Annotated in this window: 17 protein-coding genes; 12 read left to right on the top strand and 5 right to left on the bottom strand. The window is 63.1% G+C overall.

Features of this window, described 5'->3' with window-relative positions:
• Window positions 1–78 precede the first annotated feature (78 nt).
• From arfB to OQE62_RS11890, 3 genes are all read left to right on the top strand, one after another.
• A complete protein-coding gene (arfB, locus tag OQE62_RS11900) occupies window positions 79–492 on the top strand; it encodes an alternative ribosome rescue aminoacyl-tRNA hydrolase ArfB (RefSeq protein ID WP_265722261.1) in 414 nt (137 codons plus the stop codon).
• 233 nt (window positions 493–725) lie between these two features.
• Window positions 726–1,787 (top strand): Ldh family oxidoreductase, encoded by a 1,062-nt coding sequence (locus tag OQE62_RS11895; protein ID WP_265722260.1) that lies wholly within the window; start codon window positions 726–728, stop codon window positions 1,785–1,787.
• A 58-nt stretch (window positions 1,788–1,845) separates the two neighbouring features.
• Entirely contained in the window at window positions 1,846–2,247 is a 402-nt protein-coding gene (locus OQE62_RS11890) for a GFA family protein (RefSeq protein WP_265722259.1), read from the top strand.
• Window positions 2,248–2,424: 177 nt separating this feature from the next.
• Here OQE62_RS11890 and OQE62_RS11885 read toward each other — a convergent pair whose 3' ends face one another.
• The gene (locus tag OQE62_RS11885; RefSeq protein WP_265722258.1) at window positions 2,425–3,024 is read right to left on the bottom strand and encodes a DUF2799 domain-containing protein; all 600 of its coding nucleotides are present in this window, start codon (window positions 3,022–3,024) and stop codon (window positions 2,425–2,427) included.
• 265 nt (window positions 3,025–3,289) lie between these two features.
• Between OQE62_RS11885 and OQE62_RS11880 the strand changes: the two genes are divergently transcribed.
• The 3 genes from OQE62_RS11880 (at window position 3,290) to OQE62_RS11870 (ending at window position 8,118) form a co-directional block, all read left to right on the top strand.
• Window positions 3,290–4,732: an amidase gene (locus OQE62_RS11880; RefSeq protein ID WP_265722257.1), complete on the top strand. Its 1,443-nt coding sequence runs from the start codon at window positions 3,290–3,292 to the stop codon at window positions 4,730–4,732.
• Complete coding sequence (locus OQE62_RS11875; RefSeq protein ID WP_265722256.1) at window positions 4,729–5,928, top strand: pyridoxal phosphate-dependent aminotransferase; 1,200 nt, start codon at window positions 4,729–4,731, stop codon at window positions 5,926–5,928. Before OQE62_RS11880 ends, OQE62_RS11875 begins: the two co-directional genes overlap by 4 nt.
• A gap of 477 nt (window positions 5,929–6,405) precedes the next feature.
• The gene (locus tag OQE62_RS11870) at window positions 6,406–8,118 is read left to right on the top strand and encodes an extracellular catalytic domain type 1 short-chain-length polyhydroxyalkanoate depolymerase (RefSeq protein ID WP_265722255.1); all 1,713 of its coding nucleotides are present in this window, start codon (window positions 6,406–6,408) and stop codon (window positions 8,116–8,118) included.
• A gap of 361 nt (window positions 8,119–8,479) precedes the next feature.
• Here OQE62_RS11870 and OQE62_RS11865 read toward each other — a convergent pair whose 3' ends face one another.
• A complete protein-coding gene (locus OQE62_RS11865; RefSeq protein ID WP_265722254.1) occupies window positions 8,480–9,448 on the bottom strand; it encodes a S41 family peptidase in 969 nt (322 codons plus the stop codon).
• A 266-nt stretch (window positions 9,449–9,714) separates the two neighbouring features.
• Entirely contained in the window at window positions 9,715–10,587 is an 873-nt protein-coding gene (locus OQE62_RS11860; RefSeq protein WP_265722253.1) for an SDR family NAD(P)-dependent oxidoreductase, read from the bottom strand.
• Window positions 10,588–10,761: 174 nt separating this feature from the next.
• Here OQE62_RS11860 and OQE62_RS11855 point away from each other — a divergent pair, with 174 nt between their 5' ends.
• Window positions 10,762–11,706 (top strand): LysR family transcriptional regulator, encoded by a 945-nt coding sequence (locus OQE62_RS11855; protein WP_265722252.1) that lies wholly within the window; start codon window positions 10,762–10,764, stop codon window positions 11,704–11,706.
• Between the two features lie 2 nt (window positions 11,707–11,708).
• Here OQE62_RS11855 and OQE62_RS11850 read toward each other — a convergent pair whose 3' ends face one another.
• Window positions 11,709–12,041 (bottom strand): hypothetical protein, encoded by a 333-nt coding sequence (locus OQE62_RS11850; protein ID WP_265722251.1) that lies wholly within the window; start codon window positions 12,039–12,041, stop codon window positions 11,709–11,711.
• On the opposite strand from OQE62_RS11850, the gene budA reads away from it, so the two are divergent.
• Window positions 12,040–12,861, top strand: a complete 822-nt coding sequence (gene budA, locus OQE62_RS11845) for an acetolactate decarboxylase (RefSeq protein ID WP_265722250.1) — start codon at window positions 12,040–12,042, stop codon at window positions 12,859–12,861. The two genes, OQE62_RS11850 and budA, sit on opposite strands and share 2 nt — an antisense overlap.
• 164 nt (window positions 12,862–13,025) lie before the next feature.
• Here budA and OQE62_RS11840 read toward each other — a convergent pair whose 3' ends face one another.
• Window positions 13,026–13,841, bottom strand: a complete 816-nt coding sequence (locus OQE62_RS11840) for a DUF817 domain-containing protein (RefSeq protein ID WP_265722249.1) — start codon at window positions 13,839–13,841, stop codon at window positions 13,026–13,028.
• Window positions 13,842–14,248: 407 nt separating this feature from the next.
• Between OQE62_RS11840 and OQE62_RS11835 the strand changes: the two genes are divergently transcribed.
• The 4 genes from OQE62_RS11835 (at window position 14,249) to OQE62_RS11820 (ending at window position 24,037) form a co-directional block, all read left to right on the top strand.
• On the top strand, window positions 14,249–16,720 hold the full coding sequence (locus tag OQE62_RS11835) for a Lon protease family protein (RefSeq protein ID WP_265722248.1): 2,472 nt from the start codon (window positions 14,249–14,251) through the stop codon (window positions 16,718–16,720).
• A gap of 426 nt (window positions 16,721–17,146) precedes the next feature.
• Complete coding sequence (locus OQE62_RS11830; RefSeq protein ID WP_265722247.1) at window positions 17,147–19,750, top strand: TonB-dependent receptor plug domain-containing protein; 2,604 nt, start codon at window positions 17,147–17,149, stop codon at window positions 19,748–19,750.
• A 446-nt stretch (window positions 19,751–20,196) separates the two neighbouring features.
• Window positions 20,197–21,144: an ABC transporter ATP-binding protein gene (locus tag OQE62_RS11825; protein WP_265722246.1), complete on the top strand. Its 948-nt coding sequence runs from the start codon at window positions 20,197–20,199 to the stop codon at window positions 21,142–21,144.
• Window positions 21,134–24,037, top strand: a complete 2,904-nt coding sequence (locus OQE62_RS11820; RefSeq protein ID WP_265722245.1) for a Gldg family protein — start codon at window positions 21,134–21,136, stop codon at window positions 24,035–24,037. Before OQE62_RS11825 ends, OQE62_RS11820 begins: the two co-directional genes overlap by 11 nt.
• Window positions 24,038–24,045 lie beyond the last annotated feature (8 nt).

The following is a 24,045-nucleotide window of genomic DNA, read 5'->3' as shown; positions in this document are numbered from 1 at the left end:
GTTAAATTCAGCGCCTATCGCGTTTAGCATAGTCAACGCTATTGTATAGGCAGTTGACAAATATTAAGTTGGCTATTAATGCTGAAAATATCTAACAGGTTGGCGGTTCCACTGGCGGAAATCGACATGAGCGCGGTGCGCGCCCAGGGTGCCGGCGGCCAGAATGTCAACAAGGTGTCCAGTGCGATCCACCTGCGATTCGATATTCGCGCGTCCTCGCTGCCGGAGGAGATCAAGCAGCGCCTGCTACAGCGGGGTGACCAGCGCATCAGCGCCGACGGTGTGGTGGTGATCAAGGCGCAGCGTTTCCGCACCCGGGAGAAGAATCGCGAGGATGCACTGGAGCGCCTGCGCGCGCTGCTGCAGACCGCCACCCGGCGGCGCAAGAAGCGCATTCCCACCAAGCCGACCAGGGGCTCGAAGGAACGGCGCCTGAAGCAGAAAACGCAGCGCGGGCGGATCAAGTCGCTGCGCGGCAAGGTGCGCGAATAGCTGTGCGAGCGCGTAGCGGCTAGTGGGTCGTGCGTAAAGTTGCGTAACAAAGGAGCACAGCCAAAACGTCCAGATCAAGGCGAGAAAGCGCTGGAATAGTGGTTCTATTTCGAGCTTTCTCAACGCAGAGCTGGGCGTTTTGGCGCAGCGAACTGTTACAGAACGTTGCGCACGGCCCACGAGACCCGTGGTCGCGCAAACGGCGGAATCGACAGAGACCAGCGGGAGAAACAATGTCCAAGCGTTACGATGCGGCGCAGTTGAAAGAATTCGCCAGTACCCTGTTCCAGCGCGCCGGCCTGGCGGCGGAGCGGGCCGATGTGCTGGCCGGGGTGTTCCTGCAGGCGGACCTGATGGGGTTCACCACCCACGGTATGAACCGGGTGGGCAGCAACCTGGACTGGCTGGCCAGCGGCGAGTCCCGCCGCGACGGCGAGCCGGAGGTGATCGCGGACCGCGGCAACTGTTTCAACTGGGATGCCGACTTCCTGCCCGGCCCCTGGGTTTTGACCCGGGCCATCGATCAGGCGCTGGAGAGGTTGCCGGAACACGGCCTGGTCACCGCCACTATCCGTCGCAGCCAGCATATCGCCTGCCTCGCCGCCTATCTGCCGCAGATCGTGGAGGCCGGCTATGTGGCGATCCTGACCTGTTCCACACCGGCGGAGAACACCGTGTCCCCGCAGGGCGGCCGGGATCCGCTGTTCTCCGCCAATCCACTGGCGTTCGCCGCGCCCGCCGGCGACTACCCGCTGCTGTTCGATATCAGCATGTCCGTCACTGCCGGCGGCTACGTCTCCAGGGCCAGGCGCGAAGGCAGGAAACTGCCGACGCAGTGCCTGAAAGATAGCGACGGCAATCTCTCCGACGACCCGGCCGCGTTCGAGGAGGGCGGCAGCATACTGCCGGTGGGTGGCGCCGATCACGGCTACAAGGGTGCGGCGCTCTCCGCCATGCTGGAAGTGCTGTCCATGGCCCTGGGTGGTTACGGCCGCGGCGACAAGTCGGCAAAAGACGACGATGAGGCCAACTCGGTCTTCCTGCAACTCATAGACCCCCAGGCGTTCGGCTCCCGCGGCGATTTCCTGCGCCAGACGGTGGCTCTGTGCGATCTCTGGGAGAGCGGCCGCAGCGACAGCGGCGATTCCCGCCTGCGGGTACCGGGCCAGCGCGCCTGGTCCGCGCGCCAGCGGCAACTGCGCGAGGGTGTGGAGCTGTACCCGACCATCATGCAGGACCTGCAACCCTGGGCGGACAAACTCAAGGTGCCCATGCCGGAGCCGCTGAACCCGTAGGGGCCTGCAGGCAGGTTCCTATGTCGACATTGCCCCTGATTAAAAGGAGGTGATCCGGATGATAAAAAGAGTCGGCGATACGGCAATACAGCCCATCCACCGCGCGTCCTGCCACTGCGGCGCGGTAGGATACGAACTGGAACTGCCGCAGGGCATTGTCGAACCGAGCCGCTGCGACTGTTCCCTGTGCCGGCGCCGCGGCGCCGTCGCCGCTTCGGTGCCGCTGTCCGGGTTGCGCATAGTGCGTGGCGAGGAGCATCTGAAGCGCTATCAGTTCAACACCATGACAGCGGAGCACTACTTCTGCGGCAACTGCGGTATCTATACCCATCACCGGCGCCGTTCCAACCCGGATGAATACGGCTTCAACGTCGCCTGTCTCGAGGGCGTCAACCCGTTTGAACTCGGCGAGACCCCCGTCAGTGAGGGTATCAACCACCCGGCGGACCGCGAGGAGTGAACGCTGTGAACCCCAACAGCGACCCGGCACTACAAAGGTTCGCGGCGCGGATGCGCGGCACTTGAGCCCGACAGCAAGCTCCCCTTTCCCGCCGGGAGAGGGGTTGGGGGAGAGGGCAGTGAGGGGCACGGTGATTTCTACAGCCCCATGCCGGAATCACCTCGAGCCGGGGCTTCTTTATTGGTACGGCGAGTGCCGCCGCACCTCCCGATATTCCACCTCCCGCATCGACAGCTCGTACTCCAGGTCCTCGATCTCCATACCCAGCTCGCTGTGTCTATCCTTCAGCCGCGCGATATCGGCCAGCAGTTCGACGCGTTCGTCCCTGGTCGCCTCATCACTGACCAGCCGCGCGCTCATGTCGGTGATATCGTCGAGCAGGTGTTCCCGCTCCCGCGCGCGGTTGCGGATGGCCCGGGAAACCTCGTTTACCGCCGCCCGGGCCCGGTAGATCTCCCGCCCCGCCTCGTAGGCGTGCAGGAACGGCGGCTCCAGGTCCGCCGGGCAGACACCGTTGTAGGTCCGCCCCGAACGGCCGAGGCGGAAGCCGCGCTGATCGGTGCAGTAGAGCCGCAGCCCCTCACTGCGGCCGGCGCGGTAGGCGCCGGTATCCGGGCGCACACCGTATTCGGCACAGGCCTGGCGGCGCTCGCCCAGTTGGGCCACCGGCTGCCCGGCGGCGCCGTCTTCATAGCCGAGGGCGTGCCAGTCGGCCACCAGACATTCCTCTTCACTCATGCTGGCGCAGCCACCGACCAGCAAAACCAGCCCAGCCACTGCTATTTTCTTGTAGGTATCGATCACAGCTTGCCCCCGTTCGCGGCTTTATCGGCTGCAGGTTATCACCCCGAAGCTGTCTGAATCCTGAAGCGGGTTTCGCAAAATGGAACGTCCGTTACAGGTCGAAGGGGCAGGCCGCTTTCCCGCTGCGACCATGGTCCCGGCGAGAAATTGGGGCGCGACAATCCACGGCAATGCGGCGGGTCTGGCGCCGTCGCGTACTAGGATAGGTGCATAAACGGAAGAAGAAGAGGAATTGCCGATGAATGATTTTGTCAGCATGACAGCCGTGGAGCTGTTACAAGGGTATAAAGACAAGTCATTTTCTCCGGTTGAAGTCACCGAAGCCCTGCTGAAACAGGTAGAGCGCTGCAATCCGGCCGTCAATGCCTATTGCCTGGTGGATAGAGACACCACCATGGCTTTCGCGCGCGAGTCCGAACAGCGTTACGCCAACGGCGAGCCCCGCGGACAGCTCGACGGCGTACCGGTAGCGATCAAGGATGTCTTCCTCACACCCATGTGGCCCACCCTCAAGGGATCCCGGACCACCGTGCCGCAATCCACCATGGGCAAGGAAGCACCCTGTGTCGCGGCGCTGAACCGCAACGGCTACATCCCCCTGGGCAAAACCACCACACCGGAATTCGGCTGGAAGGGAGTCACCGACAACCCGATCGACGGTGTCACCTGTAATCCCTGGAACCCGGAAAAGACCGCTGGCGGCTCCAGCGGTGGCAGCGCCGCATCGGTACCGCTGGGCATGGGCCCGCTGGCCCTGGGCACCGATGCCGGTGGTTCCATCCGCATTCCCGCGAGTTTCTGTGGCCATGTGGGCCTGAAACCCAGCTTCGGCGAGGTGCCGCACTGGCCGGCGAGCCCTTTCGGCACCCTGGCCCACGCCGGCCCAATGACCTGGACGGTGGCCGACTGCGCGCTGATGATGAATGTGTTGAGCGAGGCGGACCACCGCGACACCAACGCAATTCCGCGGCGCAACATCGACTACCTCGAAGCCATCGCCGGCGAGCCGGGCGAACTGCTCAAGGGCATGCGCATCGCCTACAGCGCCACCCTCGGCTACGTGAATGTGGAGCGCGAGGTGGAGGAGAGCGTGCGCGAGGCTGCGCATCTGCTGCAGAGCCTGGGAGCCGAGATCACCGAAGTGGCGCCGGGCTTTGACGACCCTCTGGCCGCCTTCGGCCACCTCTTTTACGGCGGCGCCGCCAATGCGCTGCGCAACCTCAGCAGGCGCCAGCGTTCGTTGATGGATCCGCAGTTGGTGGCGGTATCGGAAAAGGCCTCCCAACTGACGATGCTGGACTACCTGGCCGCGGTCAACGAGCGCACGGCACTTTGCGAGCGCATGGCGAATTTCCACCGCAAATACGATCTGCTGCTGACGCCGACACTGCCGATTACCGCCTTCAAGGCCGGTCGCGAGGTGCCGGAAGACTGGCCCAGCACCCGCTGGCCGTCGTGGACGCCGTTTACCTATCCGTTCAACATGACGGGCCAACCGGCGCTGACGGTCCCCTGTGGCTTCTCGTCCGACGGCCTGCCCATCGGCCTGCACCTGGTGGGCAAGCGCTTCGACGACGCCACGGTGCTGCGCGCCGGCCAGGCCTACCAACTGGCTGCGCCGCTGACCGACAGGCGCCCGGAACTCTTCTATGCCAACGCCACTGAAGGGGAAAAAGTGTGAGTCGCCTGGATTTCGATTTCTACGAGTCCGAGGATCCGGTCTGGAACCCGGCGCTGTTAACGATACCGGTACCCGGCATCCGCAAGATGGTGAACCTGGCTGCGACCATGGACGACGTGATTCACCTGTCCATCGGCCAGCCGGACGCGCCGGCACCACCCCATGTCATCCAGGCCGGCGTGGACGCGTTGCAGGCGGGCCAGACCGGCTACACCATGGACGCCGGACTGCCGGAGCTGCTCGATGCCCTGGCCGAATACAATGGCGAGCGCTATGGGCGCACCATCTCGCCGGAAAATATTCTCGTTACCACCGGTGCCACCGAGGCCATCTACCTGGCACTCAGCGCAGTATCCGCACCGGGGCGGGAATTCATCGTCGCCGATCCGTCCTTCATGCTCTACGCGCCGCTGATCCGCATGCACGGCGGCGAGGTGCGCTATGTGCCCACGCGGGTGGAAAACAATCACCAGCTGGATCCCCAGGAAGTGATCGACGCGATCGACAGCAACACCCACGCGATCATCCTGAATTCGCCCAGCAATCCCACCGGTACCGTCTATCCGCGGGAAACGGTGGAGACCATCGTCCAGGAGGCCGCCTACCGCGGCATCTATGTGATCAGCGACGAGGTCTACGATCACCTGGTTTACGACAACCGCGACTACGCCAGCGTGCTCTCCTGTTGCTCCGATCTCGACCACGTGATGATCATCAGCAGCTTCTCCAAAACCTTCAGCATGGCCGGCATGCGTATCGGCTGGCTGATTGCCAGCCAGGGCGCCATCAAGAAACTGCGCCGCTACCATATGTTCACCACCACCGTCGCCAACACCCCCTGCCAGTGGGCTGGCGTCGCTGCCCTGAAAGGTCCGCGGGCCTTTATCGACGATATCCAGGAAAACTACAAAAAACGTCGCAACCGCCTGGTACAGCTCGTCGAACAGACGCCGCACCTAGAGGGCTACATGCCCGAGGGCGCCTTCTATTTATTCCCCTCCCTACCGGAGGGCGTCAACGGCAACAACGTAGCCCTGCGCATGCTGCGCGAAACCGGCGTCTGCACCATCGCCGGCGACACCTTCGGCGAGTCCTGTCGTAACGCACTGCGCTTCAGTTACGCGACTTCGATCGAGAATATCGAGCGGGCGTTTGAACGGATTATTCCGTGGATGGAGCGGCAGGATTTCGGCTGATTTTTCCCGCTCGCATGAGCCTATCCGCTATCGGTGCGCACGGCGCACCTACGGTACTACGTTACCTCGATCGAGAATGTTGAGCGGGTGTTCGAGCGGATTATGCCGTGGATGAAGCGGCAGGATTTCGGCTGATGTTCCCGCTCGAATCGGTTCCCCCGTAGGGTGCGCCGTGCGCACCGCCACCGCGAGGTATACGCCCGCGCTGTCGGTGCGCAGGCAGCGTCCCCTCGGCCCCCCTTCCGGATAGCCCTCGAGACGAAAGGGCTGGCCCCGGAGTTAGCCCACCCACCGTTTCTTCATTTCCTGACAGCCCTCATTCATACCAATGGATGAGGGACAGCCATCCCGGACAGGCATACAGTCGATGGCTGGAAGCCGTTGAATGTTCGAATTGCGGGCAGTCTTCCACAGTATGCGGAGAATAACGAGAGACCGCGTAAAAGCGAATCCAGATCGAGAGCGAAGAGAGAAACCATGAAAACAATAAACCCCGCCGGCGGGCAGAGGAACCTGTCTGCCAGACTGACACGACTGCTCGGCACCGCTGTGTGCTTTGTATTGGCTACCCTGGGCGCACACGCCGCGGCCGGCACCGTTTACGACGAGACCATGGTTGCGAAAAGCTACGCCGGCTCCCGGGACCGGCAGTACCGGGTTTATGTTCCCGACAGCGCGCCATCCCCGGCGCCGATGGTCATGGCCCTGCACGGTTGTGTGCAGGACCACCTGGATGTGTACAACAACTGGGGCCTGAAGGAGGCGGCCGACGATTACGGTTTTATCCTGGTCATGCCCTTCATCACCAGCTACGACGGCATGCGCAGTGAAAACTGCTGGGGCTTCTGGTTCGACCAGCATACCCACGAGGGCAGCGGCGAGCCGGAAGACCTGCACCAGATCGCGCTGGAGGTGGAGGCAGACTTCGCCATTGATTCCCAGCGCCGCTACATCACCGGCTTTTCATCGGGCGGCGCCATGACCGCGGTGGCGGCCATCACGCACAACGAGTACTGGGCGGCGGTCGCGCCGGCCGCGGGCCTGGCCTATGGCGAGACCTCCAGCGCCGTGTCTCTATCCGGTTGCTACGGCTCCCCCACCATGGAATCGGTCGCGACTTCCGCCAGCGACATGGAGCGGGAACTGGACGACGGCTACGCCATCCCCCTGCTGGTGATGATGAACAACGTGGATTGTGTGGTGCAGCAGCCCGCCGGGCGCAACCTGCGCGATGCCCACCTGCGCGTATTCGGCGGTACCGAGGCGGATGACGTCGCCTGCGAGTATGATTACCAGGAGAGCTACGGCTGCCGGCACGCGTACTACACGGTTGACGGTGCGCCGGGCAGCCGCTCGGTAGTGGAGACGGTCTTCTTCGACGGGCCGCTGGAGACGGCCTCGACCGGCGACAACGACTACGGCCACTACTGGGTCGCCGGCGAGCGCGGCCAGGAGGCAGACTACAATCGCCGCACCGGGCCGGGTTATCCGGATCTGCTGTGGGATTTCTTCAGCCGCCACGCCCGGGACGGCAGCGGCGGGCCGGTCGACGACGGCAAGCCGACCATCGCCCTGAACGGCGATAACCCCATCACGCTGAATCTGAATGAGACCTTTACCGATCCGGGGGCCAGCGCCACCGATCCCGAAGACGGCAGCCTGGCGGTGACGGCGAACTGCGATGTGGACACTTCCGTGGCCGGCGAATACTACTGTACCTATACCGCCGAAGATTCAGCGGGCAACGTGGCCAGTGCCACACGTACGGTCATTGTGATAGATCCGAATGCGTCGGATACAACCTGCGCCGAGGTCACCTCCGCACCGAGCACCCATATCGACAAAGGCCGCGCGCTCAAGGGCGGTGACTACGATCTCTACGCACTGGCCACTGGCGACGAAGAGCGCATCGGCTATTACTTTGACACCTGGTCCGACGTCACCCTGTACGAGGGTAAACCCGGTGAGTGGTTCACCGCACAACCGGGCGAATGCCGCAGCGGTGACGACGCTTTTTCCTGCCGGGACTGGTACGACACCAATGGTTGGCACGAGAATCGGGGCCGGGCCTACTACCAGAGCGGCTACTACACCACGGGCGGCGACGATGGTCTCGGCAGCTTGTCGGGCACCTACACCTACGTAAAGGAGACTTCCGAGGGGTTCTACGAAAAGGGGCAATGCCCCTAGTGGTCCATGCGGTAGATTCAGTAACACTATCTCTTCGCCCCGGGCCCCAGTGCTGCGTTGAAAAAGCTTGAATTAGCGCTGCTAGTCCTGCGCTTTTTCGCCTTGCCCTGGAACCTGTGGCTGTGAGCTAGCGTCATCGAATTTACCGCATGAACCACTAGCGGATTGTTGAAAAAGACCTTCCATGGTCTTTTTTCAAACCGGGTTTGCAACACATGTTCGCAAACCCTCCACGAAAAATAATCGAGCACTTACGTACTCCATTTGCGGCCCGGCCCTCTGAGGTCGGGTTGTCGGCAAAGGGGAACAGGAATTCCGGTTGCCGGCGCCGGCCTTTTTTCGCCGCTTCAAATGCACTGTCCTAGCGGTTTCTATCCAGTGCTGCCCGCGCCAGCTCCAACGCCCTGTCGAGTGCCTGGTCCGCCGCGACAGGTACATCCGGCTTCACCCCGACATCCTGCCAGTTGGAACCGGTGATCGGGTTGATCGAGCGGGCTTCCGGCAGGTCGACGGCGAAGTGCGGGTGTACTCGGCGATACTCGAATGGGTGTGCGCCGCCGCCGGTAGTCTCGCCGACGATCACCGCACGTTTCAGCGCCTGCAGGTCATAGGCCAGTGCCTCTGCGGCCGAGAAGGTTCTCTGCGAGGTGAGAATGTACAGGGGTTTGGTGGATCCGAAGCGACGGCCCGGAACCCATGCTGGAGAGGAAACATGGCTGTGGGTATCCGTTGGACGGTTGTAGGTGCCGCTGAGCGGGCTGTGTTTCTCCAGAAGATAGCCGGTCAGTAACTGCACTGTTTCGGCCCCTCCGCCATTGCGGCGAAGGTCGATGATCAGGGCATCGCCCTGGGCCACCAGTGTCATCGCTGCGGCGAATACCTCGCCGGCCATGGATGGCGGCGGGAAGACGCGCAGGTCGAGCAGCATGATGTTGTCCTCGAGGCGCTCGATTTTCTCGATGCCGTGATTGATCTGCGGTCCGTACCAGCGCTGCATTTCCTCATCGGAAAAGGTTTTTTCCCCGCTTCGCTCGGGGATCGGTTCCGCACTGTAGCTGAGCCCCAGATGTCCGTCGCCGGAGAGTTCTCGCAGGAGATCGGTCATTTCCTCGGCGAAGGCGGCGCCCTCCCGTGTTCTCTGCCAGCGATTGTCCGGCCGGCGCAGGGCAGCGGAGATTTCCCGCGCTTTTTCGGCATCGACATAGCGCTTTTCGATAAGATCGGCAGCGGTTTGGACTATTTTGACCTGCTCTTCCGGATCCAGTGAAATGGCATGCGCCTGGGTCGATAGAAAACAGAGTGCGATCAAAATTGCGCGGCAACGGGACATAGTCGGTTTCCTCGATTTTTTATTATGAGCTTTCATCGCTCGCTACGGCGTCTTGATGTTGGTTATCGTAGCGGGCCGACCGGGCCTCGGGAAAGATGGTCCAGTCAGCTTTTGGACGAATCGTATTGGAAACAGGACGAGGGCGGGCACTGCGGTTGGCGCCAGGAAGGGTGACGGAGGAGCGAAGCGATGTGCCCATCGGTGCAGATGGATGGGTATGCTGCGCTTTGCCCATCCTGCGGGATTGCTATTCGGTACCACCTGGATCAGGCAAAGCCAGTCAACAGCCCCCCGTCCGCCAACACGGTGGTCCCGGTCACGTAGGAGGCCTCGTCCGAGGCCAGCCACAGTGCCACCCGCGCGATTTCTTCCGGCTCGGCGATCCGCTTCACACCCCGCACGATATTGTTGGCTCTCTCCACCGCTTCTTCATCGCGCCCGGTGGCGCGGCGGAACATGGGGGTATCGGTAATGCCGGGTGCGACCACATTGACGCGCAGCCCCCGCTCGGCGTAATCCTGGCTGGCGCTCTGTGCCAACGCCTCCAGGGCGCGCTTGCTGCTGGCGTAGGCGGCGCCGCCCGGGCGGGTGGAATAGGCGTGCTGGGAGGAGGTGATGACGATATTGCCACCGCCGGCCTTGAGGATTTCCGGTATTTCGTACTTCATCGCCAGAAACACGCCGCGCAGGTTGGTGTTGTGTATCCATTCCCACTCTTCCAGGCCGATCTGGTGCAGCGGTTTGAAGGTCACCTCACCGGCGTTGTTGAAGGCGATATCGAGGCGGCCGTAGCTGTCTACCGTTTCCCGGATAAACATTTCCACCTGCTCGGGCCGGGTGACATCCGCGCGGATATAGCGCGCCTCGCCGCCGGCCCGGTGGATGCTCTTTGCCACCTGTTCGCCCAGTTTCTGCCGCCGGCCGCAGAAGGTCACTCGCGCGCCCTCGGCGGCGAACAGCCGCGCTGCGGCGGCGCCGATTCCGGAGGTGGCACCGGTGATGGCAACCACCTTGCCGGCAAAGCGTCCGTTGCTCTTATCGCCGCTGTTGCCCTGGGCCACGGACGGTATCGAGGAGGTGGCCGCGGTGCCCAAGGTCGCCGCGCCCAGTTTGAGGAAGTTGCGCCGTTGTCTGCTCATAACTCTTTTCCGTCGTTGTAAATGGCAGTGGTTTGTCACCGCTTACTCTGCCGCAGCGGCCCGCGCGGAATAAATCCATGTGTGGGCAAAATATTCGTGATTTCCAGTCAGTAATGGATAACAGGAGCGTGATAGGCTGGTATGCCGATCGAACGGAGTGAGAGGGAAAGCCCCATGCCGCTGGATACTTCCGCTATTGCCGTCTTCGCCAGTGTTGTGAAGCACTCGAACTTCGCCCGTGCAGCGGAGGAGCAGGGGATGACGCCCTCGGGTGTCAGCCGGGTGATTTCCCGGCTGGAGGAACGTCTGGGAGTGCGGCTGCTGCAGCGCTCGACGCGCCGCCTTTCACTGACGGAGACCGGCGCGATTTTCCACCGGCGGGCACTGCGGATACGGCGGGACCTGGACGAAGCGGAGGAGGAGGCGTCGGCCGCCAGCCTGCAGCCCCGCGGGCTGCTGCGGCTCAATGCGCCGGTGGTGTTCGGCCGCCAGCATATGGTGCCACTGCTGCGGCCGCTGCGGCAGCGCTATCCGGAGCTGTCGGTGGAGCTGACGCTGAGCGACGACTTTGTCGACCTGATCGAGGAGGGCGTGGACCTGGCGGTGCGCATCGGCGCCCTGGCGGACTCGCGCCTGATTGCGCGGCGCCTGTGCGCCAACCGCCGCCTGCTGGTGGCCAGCCCGGATTACCTGAAGCGCCGCGGCGCGCCGCAGACGGCGGCGGACCTGGACGATCACGATTGCCTGGTGTTCACCGGCCTGGAGCGGCCCCACCAGTGGCGGCTGGTGGGCCCCGAGGGGCCGGTGACGGTTTCCGCCGGCGGGCCGCTGGTCTGCAACAACGGCGAGGTGCTGAGCGAGGCCGCCAAGAACGGCCTGGGTATCGCTCTAGGCGCCACCTTTTCCATCTCCGGAGCACTAGAGTCCGGCGAGCTGGTGCGCGTATTGCCGGACTACGAATTCGAACCCACGGCCATCCACGTGATCTATCCCTCCACCCGGCAGTTGTCGCGCAAGGTGCGCGCCACCGTGGATTTCCTTGCGTCGGCTTTCGACGGCGTGCCGGCCTGGGACGCCACGTTGGAAGGGGTTGTACCGGGCTTCATTGCGAAAGCCTGAACTCACCATTCTTGATCCGGGGGCAATAAACCCTTGATCGCGATCCGCTTTTTCCCCAATGCCGCTGCCGCTAGATTTTCTCCCTTGAATGACGAAGCAATGAAGGAGACGGAATTGAAGACGGCGCAAATATCCTTCGCAACCTGCTGCTGGCGGCCGTATCCATCAATGTTGCCGCCGAGCTGCCCGACAGCGCACGGGCGCAACAGGCGCGGCGGCGGTATCGAGTTTTTCCGCGTGAAGAGCGACAGGCTGAAAGACCCGGGCCGCATCGCCATGCCCCACGGGCTGCACCATATCGCTATCGCCAATTGAGAAAAGGCTGGAGAAGTCATGTTGAAATATCTGCAGAAATACCGCTTTGCCACAATTGCCGCCATTTTGCTGTCGCCGCCGGCGGTCGCGGAGGAGAAGACGGACTACCGCGTCGACGACGCCCTCTACCAGTTGGCGCCCACTGCGGTGCTGGCGCAGGGGTTGTACGAGGGGCCGACGCCGTTTCGGGAGCTGCTGCGCTTCGGGGATTTCGGCCTCGGCGGGATCAATCCCATCGATGGCGAAATCATTATTGTCGACGGTGCCGTCTATCACGCGAGCCATCGGGGCGGGAAACTGCGGGAAGTGGGGCCCGGGGAAAAAAGCCCCTTCGCCTATATCAAGCGCTTCCGCGAGGATCGGCGCATAGCACTGCCGGCGGCGGAGAGCCTCGAGGAACTGGAACGGGCAATCGACCGGCGGTTGCCGACCCCCAACCTGATCTATGCCCTGCGTATCGAAGGGGTGTTCGACTATCTGAAACTCCGCAGCGTGCCGCGACAGAAACCGCCCTATCCGTCCATCGATGAAGTGGTGAAGGGCCAGTCGGTCTACGAGCGCACCGATACACCCGGCACCATCGTCGCCCTGCGTTTCCCCCCCTACCTCGGCGGTGCCACCGGCAGTGGCTTCCACATGCACTTTGTCGATGCGGAGCGCCGGCTAGGCGGCCATGTGCTGGACCTGCGCAGCCCGGCGTTGTCGGTGCCGGTGGATGAGAGCCGCGGCCTCCACCTGATACTGCCGGACAGCCCGGCGTTCGAGGAGGCGGATTTCAGCGCCGCCAACGATTCCTCCGGCGCCTACGAGCGCGCCGTGCGGCCGCGTTCGGGGGAGTAGGGCGAGGGACTCTGGACAGAAAGCGGGGAATCGATTTCGCACTGCCCGGGCCTGCGCGCATGAGTCTGGAACAACGGTACCGACCAGGAATGAGTCTGCTCTGGAAATCATTGGAGAGTGTACGCAGGCCGGATCTATCTCTATGGAGGATGTAGTGGCGGCGGTCAGTTGAGGGCCGCATCGCCCGCCCGCAGGGAATCGGCCGTTGCCGACCTCAAGCCGTGCACCAGCGACACAAGGACGAAGCTCAACAGCATCAACAGATACCAGGAAGACAGCTTGGCCAGCGGCACCATGCTCCAGGTGGCGGACTGGCTGGGGTAGACCCAGATATTGACAAAAGTGGCGATATTTTCGGCCAGCCAGATAAACAGGGCTACCAGCAGCCAGCCGAGCAGCAACGGCATCCGCCGATAGGCCGAGTCCACCCGGAAGTAAATCTGTGTGCGCCAGAACAGGACCGCAGTCCAGCCGAGCAGTAGCCAGCGCAGGTCCGGAATGAAGTGATGGGTGAAAAAGTTCAGGTAGATCAGTATCACCAGAACTATCGCCGGGCGGTTATCCGGGTAGCCGCTGTAGCGGAATTCCAGAATGCGCCAGATTCGCGCCAGGTAGCTGCCCACTGCACTGTACATAAAACCGGTGAACAGCGGCACATTGCCGATGCCGAATAGATAGGCTTCCGGATACACCCAGGAACCGATGGCATCGGCGGTCTTGAACAGCTCCATGACTGTCGCCACCAGGTGGAATACCACAATCACCAGCGCTTCGCGCAGTGTCTCGAACCGGAACAGCAGCAGAAACACCTGAAAGCCGACAGCGGCGAGGAAGATAAAATCGTAGCGGTGCAGGAACTCCAGCGGGTACCAGTACTTGGTGACGATCATCACTGCCAGCAGAAAACCGCCGAACATACAGGCATAGGCCTGCTTGAGGCCGAATAGCCAGAACTCGCGGAGCATCGAATACAGCGGCACGCTTGTTACTCTTTTTGTCTGAAGCAAACTTGACCGGTCCCCCGGCTTTCAATGGGCGCAGTTTATCAGGTGGCAGGCAGGGATTGCGCAAACTGGCCGAAACAAGGCGCCTCCCGCCGGACCGACGGAATCATACCGGTGCCGGCGACCCGGGGCGCACCAGCCGTCCGCGCGCGGGGAATTGCCGGCCACGGAGGGGCTAGTGTGCCGTACGGGAAGTTCGCAAACAGTTCGCTGCGCCAAAACGCCCAGCTCTGCGTTGAGAAAGCTTGAAATAACGCTGCTATTCCAGCGCTTTCTCGCCTTGATCTGAGCGCTTTGGCTATGCTCCTTTGTTCGCGAACTTCCCGCACGGCACACTAGACTGAAGTTCAGGAGCCGACCACCGCATTACCCCGGACCTGCACATGAGCCTGGACCCCCTACCGCCGGAACAACTGTATCGACACTGCCCGCTGGAATGGCTGGAAGCGGAGGCCGAGGCGGGAGATGCCGACCAGTTGCCGGGTTTCGGCCAGGAACGCGCCCTGGAGGCCATGGAGCTGGCGCTGGACCTGTCCGGCAATGGCTACAACCTCTATGTGGCCGGTTCCGTGGGGCTGGGCAAGCACGACCTGGTCAGGGCGCGCATCGACGCCTGGGCGAAAGGGCAGGGGCCGGCGGACGACCTCTGCTATGTCCACAATTTCGACGCCGAGCACAGGCCCCGGGCCCTGGTGCTGCCCGCCGGCACCGCCCGCCAGTTGCAGCGCGATACCGACAACCTGCTCGAGCATCTGCTCACGGCCATCCCCGATATTTTTCGCAGCGACGAGTACCGCGCGCGCCGCGAGGAACTCAAGAAGGAAGTGGAGGAGCGCGAGGAGGAGGCCTTCTCCGAGCTGGCGGCGCGCGCCGGCGAGCTGGACATCGGCCTGGCGCGCACGCCCCAAGGGTACACCATCGGGCCGCAGATCGACGATGAATTTATCAGCCCGAAAAAATTTTCCGAGCTGTCGGAAGAGGAGCAGAAGCGGCTCAAGAAAAATATCGACAGGGTCAACGCCGACCTCAAGGAAACCCTGGCCCGTGCCCTGCGCTGGCACGAGCAACTGACGAAAAAGCTCAAGCGCCTGAACCGCGAATACCTGCACCTGACCCTGGATGAACGCATCGAGTGGTTGCATCGTCGCTACCAGCGGCTGGAGCAGGTGCAGGCGTTTATCGACAATATCAGGCGCGATGTGATGGAAAATGCCGACGACTTTCGCGCCGCCGGTGAGCGGGGCGAGAAGGAGGGCGTCTCCGTCGGCAAGCTGATCCGCATGCGCGAGTTTATTCGCTTTCGCGTCAATATCCTGGTCGACAACGGCGACGCAGAGGGCGCGCCCGTGGTCTACGAGGACAACCCCACCTACACCAACCTGCTCGGGCGCATCGAGCACGAATCGCAGATGGGCGCCCTGAGCACCAACTTCAAGCTGATCAAGGGCGGCGCTCTGCACAGGGCTAACGGCGGCTGCCTGATCCTGGACGCGCGCCGTCTGCTGATGACCCCCTTCGTCTGGGAAACCCTGAAACGCGCCCTGCGCTCGCGGGAGATAAAGATACAGCCGCTGGAGCTGCAGCTGGGAATGCTGTCCACCACCACCCTGGAGCCGGAGCCGATTCCACTGGATGTGAATGTGGTGCTGATCGGCGAGCGCTGGTTGCACTACCTGCTGAACACCTACGATCCGGAATCGTCGCAACTGTTCAAGGTCTACGCCGATTTCGCCGAGGATATTGCGCGCGAGCGCGACAGCGTGGCCGTCTATGCGCAGCGCATTTGCGCCCTGGCCCGGGATGAAAAACTGCGGCCACTGTCGAAAAAAGCCGTGGCGCGGGTGGTGGAGCAGGCGGCGCGCCTGGCCGGCGACGCGGAAAAACTCTCGCTGCACGGCGAGCGCCTCGCCGACCTGCTGCGCGAGGCGGACTACTGGTGTCGCCGCGAGGACGCCGAGTGGCTGAGCCGGGAGCATGTGCAAAGGGCCATCGAACAGCGCGAGTACCGCCAGCGCCAGTTGCAGGAGCGCCTGCAGGAGGCGATGGAGCGCGACATACTGATGATCGATACCGCCGGCGAACAGGTGGCGCAGATCAACGGCCTGGCGGTGACAATGCTCGGCGACACCGCTTTCGGCCGCCCCTCGCGTATCACCGCCACCGCGCGCCTGGGCAGCGGCAAGATGGTGGATATCGAGCGCGAGACGGAGCTGGGCGGGGCGCTGCACTCCAAGGGCGTGCTCATCCTCAGCGCCTTTGTCGCCAACCGCTACGCGCCTGAACGGCCGCTGTCTTTATCGGCGAGCCTGGTGTTCGAGCAGTCCTACGGCGCCGTCGACGGCGACAGCGCCTCCCTGGCGGAACTCTGTGTACTGCTGTCCGCCATCGCCCGGGTGCCGCTGCGCCAGAATCTCGCCGTGACCGGTTCCGTCAACCAGCTGGGACGGGTGCAGCCGGTGGGCGGTGTCAACGAAAAGATCGAGGGCTTCTTCGACCTCTGCCGCGCCCGCGGTCTCAGTGGCGACCAGGGCGTGATCATACCGGCGGCCAATGTGCAGCACCTGATGCTGAAAAGCGAGGTGGTGGAAGCGGTGCGGGCGAAGCGGTTTGCCGTCTACGCGGTGGACAGTGTCGACCGCGCCCTGGCCCTGCTCACCGGCCTGGAAGCGGGCGCCGCCGACGAGCGCGGCGACTTCCCGGGCGATACAGTCAACGCCCGGGTGCAGGGGCGATTGCGGGCGCTGGAGGACAAACGCACGGCATTGTTGCGGCGGGATCTGGACGGGCTGGAAGAAGGGGAACCGCCGCCGAGGGCCGGTGGTGGAAAGGAATCGCCCGGGCCGGATCGGGATTGACCGTTGGCTGAAGAAGCGCGTTTCAAGACTATTTTCCTTCGTATCCCGTTGTTGCCCAAACTGTCTTTCTTTCTACTCCCCCGATGGCCTGCTGACTGAAATCGTTTTATGGGTGCTGATTTTTTATGCGGATAGAGTTAATTACGCGACAGGGATAAGAAGACAGTTTCCTTTAAATTGCCCCTTATTCGAAATAAACCATCTATTTGGCGTAAGAAACATTATCTGTTGTAACTGTTTTTAAGGTCTGCGGCGGCACTTTTTGTGATTCGTGCCGAAGTATTGCCCGGTGCAAAGCGTTTCAATACTCTGACTGCACTCATTCAGTGCTACACCGCTGACTGGGAAAAATAATAATCACCACGCCAGGGGTATTCGACGGCGTGATCCTCACCAGATAACCATAAGAGAGAGGACGGGCATACCATGTATTCACCTTCATTCAAGCCGCTGTCGCTGGCGATAGCGGCCGCACTCGCACTGCCGGTTTCCGGCGCCCTGGCCCAGGAAGAGATCACCCCCGCCGCGGACGACCGCGTACTGGAAGAAGTCATCGCCACCGGTACCCGCCGGGAAGGGGTGTCCCCCACCGAGACGCTGTCGCCGGTGGACCTGGTGGGCGGTGGCAGCCTGGAGGAACAGGCCAGCTTCGACCTGACCGAGTCCCTGTCCAAGGTGGCGCCTTCGTTCAATACCAAGCGCTTCCCGATCGCCGACGGCACCGCCTTTATCCGCCCGGTGAGCCTGCGCAACCTGTCCCCGGACCAGACCCTGGTACTGGTCAACGGCACCCGCCGCCACCGCTCGGCGCTGGTCAACCTGCAGCTGGCGCCGCTGGGCACCAACAACCAGGGGGCCCAGGCGGTGGATTTCTCCGCGATTCCGGCCGCGGCCATCGAGCGGGTGGAAGTGCTGCGCGACGGCGCCTCGGCCCAGTATGGTTCCGATGCCATCGCCGGCGTGGTGAATGTGATCCTGAAAGACGACGCCGATGGCCTGACCCTGTCGGCGCAGACCGGTGAATACTTCGAGGGGGATGGCACCCGCAACAGCCTGGCGGCCAATGCCGGTTTTGCGCTGGGGGACCGCGGTTTCGTCAATGCCACCATTGAGCACTCCACTGCGGACAAGACCTGGCGCGGCGCCGCGCGGCCGGATGCGGAGTTTGTCGGCAGCGTGGTCGGCGTTGAGAATGTGCCGCTGGACGGCCTGGGCCAGCGCTGGGGCGACCCGGAGGTGGAAACCACCAAGCTGTTCGTCAATACCGGTTACGATCTTAGCGACAGCACCGAACTGTACGGCAATTTCGGCTACTCCGACAATTCGACCATTTCCGATTTCTTCTATCGCGGACCGGTGCTGGACCCGGAACATGAGTTCGGGGCGCGGCCGACACTGCAGGCGGATGCCGACGAGGACTTTATGCCGGACCCGGCCCCCCAGTCACTGATCGACAGTATCAATGCCCAGGGGTTGACACCGTCCGATTACCTGGTGGCGGACGATTCCAGCCCCAGCGGCTATGTGCTGCGCAACCCGATCTACGCCCAGTTCCCGGGCGGCTACAACCCGCAGTTCGGCGCCGATATCAGCGATATCTCCGCGGTCGTCGGTGCCCGCGGTGAAGTGGCCTCCGGAATGAGCTGGGACCTGCGCGCGCGCACCGCAGAAAACGAGGTGTCCTATGTGCTGAAGGACTCCATCAACCCGAGCCTCGGTGCCCTGTCTCCCACCAGCTTTGAGCCGGGCACGCTGACCCAGGAAGAGACCAGCGTAAACGCGGATTTTGTGCAACCGATCGAAATCGCCGTGCTGGCGGCACCGCTGAACCTGGCGTTCGGCGCCGAGTGGCGCGAGGAAACCTACAAGATTGGCGCCGGCGACGAGGCCTCCATCGCCGTGGGGCCGACCGCGGCCGTGTTTGGCGTGGGTTCTGATGGCTTCCAGGGCTTCCCCACCGAGGCGGCCGGCAGCTACAGCAGCGAGAGTATGGCGGCCTACGTGGATCTGGAGGCGGATGTGACCGACCGCCTGACCCTGGGTGGAGCGCTGCGCTTCGAGGACTACGACCTTTTCGGTTCCACCTCGGACTGGAAGCTGTCGGCGCGCTATGACTTCAGCGAGTCCTTCGCGTTGCGCGCCACCGCCAACACCGGTTTTCGCGCACCCACGCCGGGTCAGGTGAACACGCTGAATGTCACCACCGCCGCCAAAGCCGACGGAAGCCTGGTTCCCAGCGGCACCTACCCGGTGGATCACCCGGTGGCCGAGGCGCTGGGGTCGACGGCGTTGAGCCCGGAGGAATCCGACAGCTACACCATCGGTGCGGTGATCAACCCGTTGGATAACACCAGCGTGACCATTGATTACTACAACATCGATATCGAGGACCGCCTGGCGCTGCGCAACAACACCATCGGTGCAGACGAGGTGGCGCTGTTGACCGATGCCGGAGTAGCTGATGCCGATCTGTTGATGGGCAGTAGTGTGAACTATTTCACCAACGCCTTCGACTCCGAGGTGAGCGGCATCGATCTCGCCGTTACCAGCGATTTCGACCTGGCTGGTGGCCTGCTGACCGTGGACCTGCGCCACAACTACAATGAGCAGGAGGTCAAGAAGGTGACCCCGAATACCGTCAATGCCACCCGCGTGTTCGACTTTGAGAATCAGGTGCCCAACCAGCGTAGTACCCTGACTTTCGATTACGACACAGGCGGTATCTTCGCCGGCTACTTGCGCTTCAACCGCTACGGCGGTTGGGAGTCCACCGGTGGCCAGCTGGAGCCGGACGGCAACGATACCTCCAATGCCAGTGCCTACGGCGCCGAGATACTGACGGATATCGAGGCTCGTTTTACCCTCGCCGACAATTACACCGTCGCCCTGGGCGGTGAGAATATTTTCGACGTGGAGGCGGACGAGGAGGGCAACGGCACCCTGCAGTTCCTGGGGGTACGCCAGTCGCTGACCTCGCCGTTCGGCTTTAACGGCGGCTTCTGGTATCTGCGCGCCGCCGCGGAGTTCTGATCCGTTGTCGAAATACCGTGGAGGTCCCTGGTGTCAGGGGCCTTCGCGGATTTTCCCATCCTGCTTTTTGCGGAGAAAAAGCGCAGAAATAAATTTACGCCACTGCGCCTTGAACTTTCTCCCGCCGCCCCTATCTAACCGCCCATCACTCGATTGAACCTTGTTTTATGGGCAAGCCCTACTGTCTGTTTGCACAAGCAATGATTTTTTCGGCTGATCGGCACCCGCAGGGCGGGGCCCCTACCAATTTTCTACTCCGGAACCACTACCGGGTTCCGGTCGCTGTTTGCAGACGCCGCTGCGGGCCGGCGGGCTCTCCTTTTACCTCAATCGTCTCTCCCCGCTATCGCCCGCTCGCCGCGCGGCCTCCGCCGCAGGCGCCTCTCTCCCATTTTTGAACGACGCAGTAAAACCTCTCCACAACTCTGAACAATAAGGAGGACAAGGTGCTGAAAGTCAGCCATCTGAGCCGTTGCTATGGCACTTTCAAGGCCGTGGACAACGTCAGCTTTGCCATTGGCAAAGGCGAGATTGTCGGCCTGCTGGGGCACAACGGCGCCGGCAAGACCACCATCATGAAAATGCTGTCGGGCTACCTGGAACCGGATGCCGGCAGTGTGTGTATCGACGGCCTGGATATGGCCCGCCACGCAAAACAAATCCAGCGCGGCCTCGGCTACCTGCCGGAAAACCTGCCCCTCTACGGGGAGATGGCGGTGGCCGATTACCTGGATTACGCCGCGGCGCTGAAGGGCCTGGCCGGCGACGACAAGATCGCCGAGATTCGCCGCGCGATCCGGGCCACCGGGCTGGTGCCCAAGCTGGATTCGCCCATCAATACCCTGTCCCGCGGTTTTCGCCAGCGGGTGGGTGTGGCCCAGGCGATTCTCGGCAGGCCGCGGCTGCTGATCCTGGACGAACCCACCAACGGCTTGGACCCGACCCAGACCCGGCAGATGCGCGAGCTGATCCGCGAGATCTCCCGCGAGGCCACGGTGATCCTGTCCACCCATATCCTGCAGGAGGTGGATGCGCTGTGCGACCGGGCGCTGATCGTCAGTGCCGGCCGCCTGGCGGTGGACGAAAAACTGGACCAGTTGCGCGCCGGCAACAGCCTGCTGCTGGAAACCTCGGCGGCGAAGGCAGGGGAAAAACTGCAGGCCATCGACGGCGTCGACAGCGCCGGGCCGCTGGAAGAGCCCGGCCACTATCGATTGGCGCTGAAGGAAGGGACCGACCCGCGCACCGCCGGTGCGGCAGTGGCCGCGGCCATTGTCGGCGGCGGCGACGATCTCTACCGGCTGCAGCCGGAACAGCGGGATCTGGAGAGCCTGTTCCGCCAGGTGAGCGAGGCGGGAGCCACACAGAAGGAGGAACTGAGCCATGCAGCCTGACAACAATCGGCCCTCCCTGATCCGGCGCATCGCCGGCAAGGAAATCGGCCTGTTTTTCGCCTCGCCGGTGGCCTACCTGTTCCTGGCCTGTTTTGCCGCGGTGAGCCTGTTCGTGTTTTTCTGGGGCGAATCCTTTTTTGCCCGCAATATCGCCGACGTGCGGCCGCTGTTCGAGTGGATGCCGCTGCTGCTGATCTTCCTGTGCAGCGCGCTGACCATGCGCCTGTGGAGCGAGGAGCGCCGCAGCGGCACCCTGGAGCATATACTGACCCAGCCGGCGCCGCTGTGGCAGTTTGTGGCGGGCAAGTTCGTCGCCTGCCTGGCGCTGCTGGCGATCGCGCTGCTGATCACGCTGCCGCTACCGGTGACCGTGTCGCTGATCGGCGAACTGGACTGGGGCCCGGTCTGGGCCGGCTACCTGGCCACCTTCCTGCTGGGCGGCGCCTACCTGAGTATCGGCCTGTTCGTGTCGGCCCGCGCCGGCAACCAGATCGTCAGCCTGATCGTGGCCGCGGCCCTGTGCGGCTTCTTCTATCTGCTGGGCGCGCCGCTGGTCACCGAACTGTTCGGCAACCGCGTCGCCGAGTGGCTGCACTGGCTGGGCACCGGCTCGCGCTTCGACGCCATCACCCGCGGCGTGATCGACCTGCGCGACCTCTACTACTACCTGAGCCTGGTGGCGGTGTTCCTGAGCCTGAATACCCTGATGCTGGAGAGGGAGCGCTGGGCCGGCGGCGACCGCGACAACCGCAACCGCTGGCGCGCGATCACCGCGCTGCTGGTGGCCAATGCCCTGGGGGCCAACCTGTGGCTGGGACAGATCCACAGCCTGCGGGTCGACGCCACCCGGGGCGACCTATACTCCATCTCGCCCGCCACCCGCAGCAACCTGGCGCAGTTGGAAGAGCCGCTGCTGATCCGTGGCTATTTCAGCCGCAAGACCCACCCGCTACTGGCGCCGCTGGTGCCCCAGTTGCAGGACCTTCTGCGGGAATACGAAGTCGCCGGCGAGGGCCGCGTGCGCGTCGAGTTCGTCGACCCGGTGCGGGAGCCGGAACTGGAAAAGGAGGCCAACCAGAAATACGGCATCGAACCGGTGCCCTTCCAGGTGGCGGACCGCTACCAGTCTTCCATCGTCAGCTCCTATTTCGATGTGCTGGTGCAGTACGGCGATGAACACCGGGTGCTCGGCTTCCGCGACCTGATCGAAATCAAGGCGGACAGCGAGACGGACGTGGACGTGCAACTGCGCAACCCGGAGTACGACCTGACCAGTGCCATCAAGAAGGTGCTGCACGGCTATCGGGCCGGCGGCAACCTGTTCGACACGGTAGAGGGCGAGCTGAAATTTACCGCCTATGTCTCCGCCGATGACCAGTTGCCGAAGCAGCTGGCGGACTTCCGGCAGACGGTGCGCGAGGTGGCGGAGACATTTCAAAACAGCGCCGGCGACCGCCTGTCGGTGGAGTTCGTCGACCCGGAAGCCGGCGGCGGCCAGGTGGCGGAACAGATCGCCGCCGACTACGGCTTCCAGCCGATGGCCGCGGGACTCCTGGGCAGGCCCTTCTATTTCTACCTGACCCTGGCGCGCGGCGATCGGGTGGTGCAGATATCGCTGGACGATCTGCAGAAACAGGGGCTGGAGCGGAATTTCGAGTCGGCCATCAAGCGTTTCGCCAGCGGCTTTACCAAGACGGTGGCGATGGTGGCGCCGGAGCAGAACGTCGGTCGCGGCCAGCACTTCCGCAGCGGCCCTCGCTTCTCGCAACTGGAGCAACTGCTGGGCGCCGAGCTGAACGTGGAGCGCGAGGATATCGGCGACGGCCGCGTGTCCGGCAATGCGGATATCCTGTTGTTGCTGTCGCCGCGCAACCTGGATGAAAAACAGCTGTTCGCGGTGGACCAGTTCCTGATGAAGGGCGGCACCGTGATCGCCGCCACCTCGCCCTACAGTGCCGACCTCAGTAACCGCAGCCTGAGCCTGTCGCCGGTGGATAGCGGCCTGGATAAATGGCTCGAGCATATGGGCCTGAAGGTGGAGGACAAACTGGTGCTGGACCCGCGCAACAGCGCCTTCCCGGTGCCGGTGACCCGCAATGTGGGCGGCTTCCAGTTGCAGGAACTGCGCATGCTCGACTACCCCTATTTTGTCGATGTGCGCGGCGAGGGCCTGAACGCCGACAACCCCATCAGCGCCAACCTGCCCCAGGCCACTATGAGCTGGGCCTCGCCGATTTCGGTGGACAAGAAGAAGTCCGCCGAGCGCGAAATCACCGAACTGCTGAAGAGCTCCGGAGGCGCCTGGCTGTCGTCGTCCACCGACGTGATGCCGCAACTGGTGAACGGCTCTGTAAGCACCTTTGAGCCGCAGGGCGAAACCGGTTCGCGCCTGCTGGGCGCAATCAGTGCCGGCCGTTTCGACTCCTATTTCGCCGATCGCGAATCGCCGCTATTGGCGGATGCGGAGCAGTCCGGCGAAGCGGAAGAGGGCGGTGAAAGCGGGGAAACCGATGGCGGGGCGGAACTGGAGACCCTGCCTTCCCTGATCAGCCGCTCGCCGGAGTCTGCGCGCATTATTCTGTTCTCGTCCAACGATTTCCTGCGCGACCAGGTGATCGGCATGGCCGGCTCCGCGGTGGGCAGCGAATACCGGAACACGCTGCAACTGGTGGCCAACAGTGTCGACTGGGCGCTGGAGGACGCGGGCCTGTTGTCGATCCGTTCGCGCAGCCACTTCAACCGCACCCTGCCGCCGCTGGATCACTCGGCGCAGTTGTTCTGGGAATACCTGAACTATATCTGCGCGCTGCTGGCCCTGGGGCTGGTAGCGCTGGTGCAGCAACTGCGCAAACGCGCCCGCCGGCGGCAGTACCGGCAACTGTTGGCAAACTGAATCTGCCC

Origin of the sequence: Microbulbifer halophilus, from assembly GCF_026183675.1 — a bacterium.
GTDB lineage: Bacteria > Pseudomonadota > Gammaproteobacteria > Pseudomonadales > Cellvibrionaceae > Microbulbifer > Microbulbifer halophilus.
Note: the sequence above shows the minus strand (reverse complement) of the source record. Positions and strands in the feature narration are given on the sequence as shown.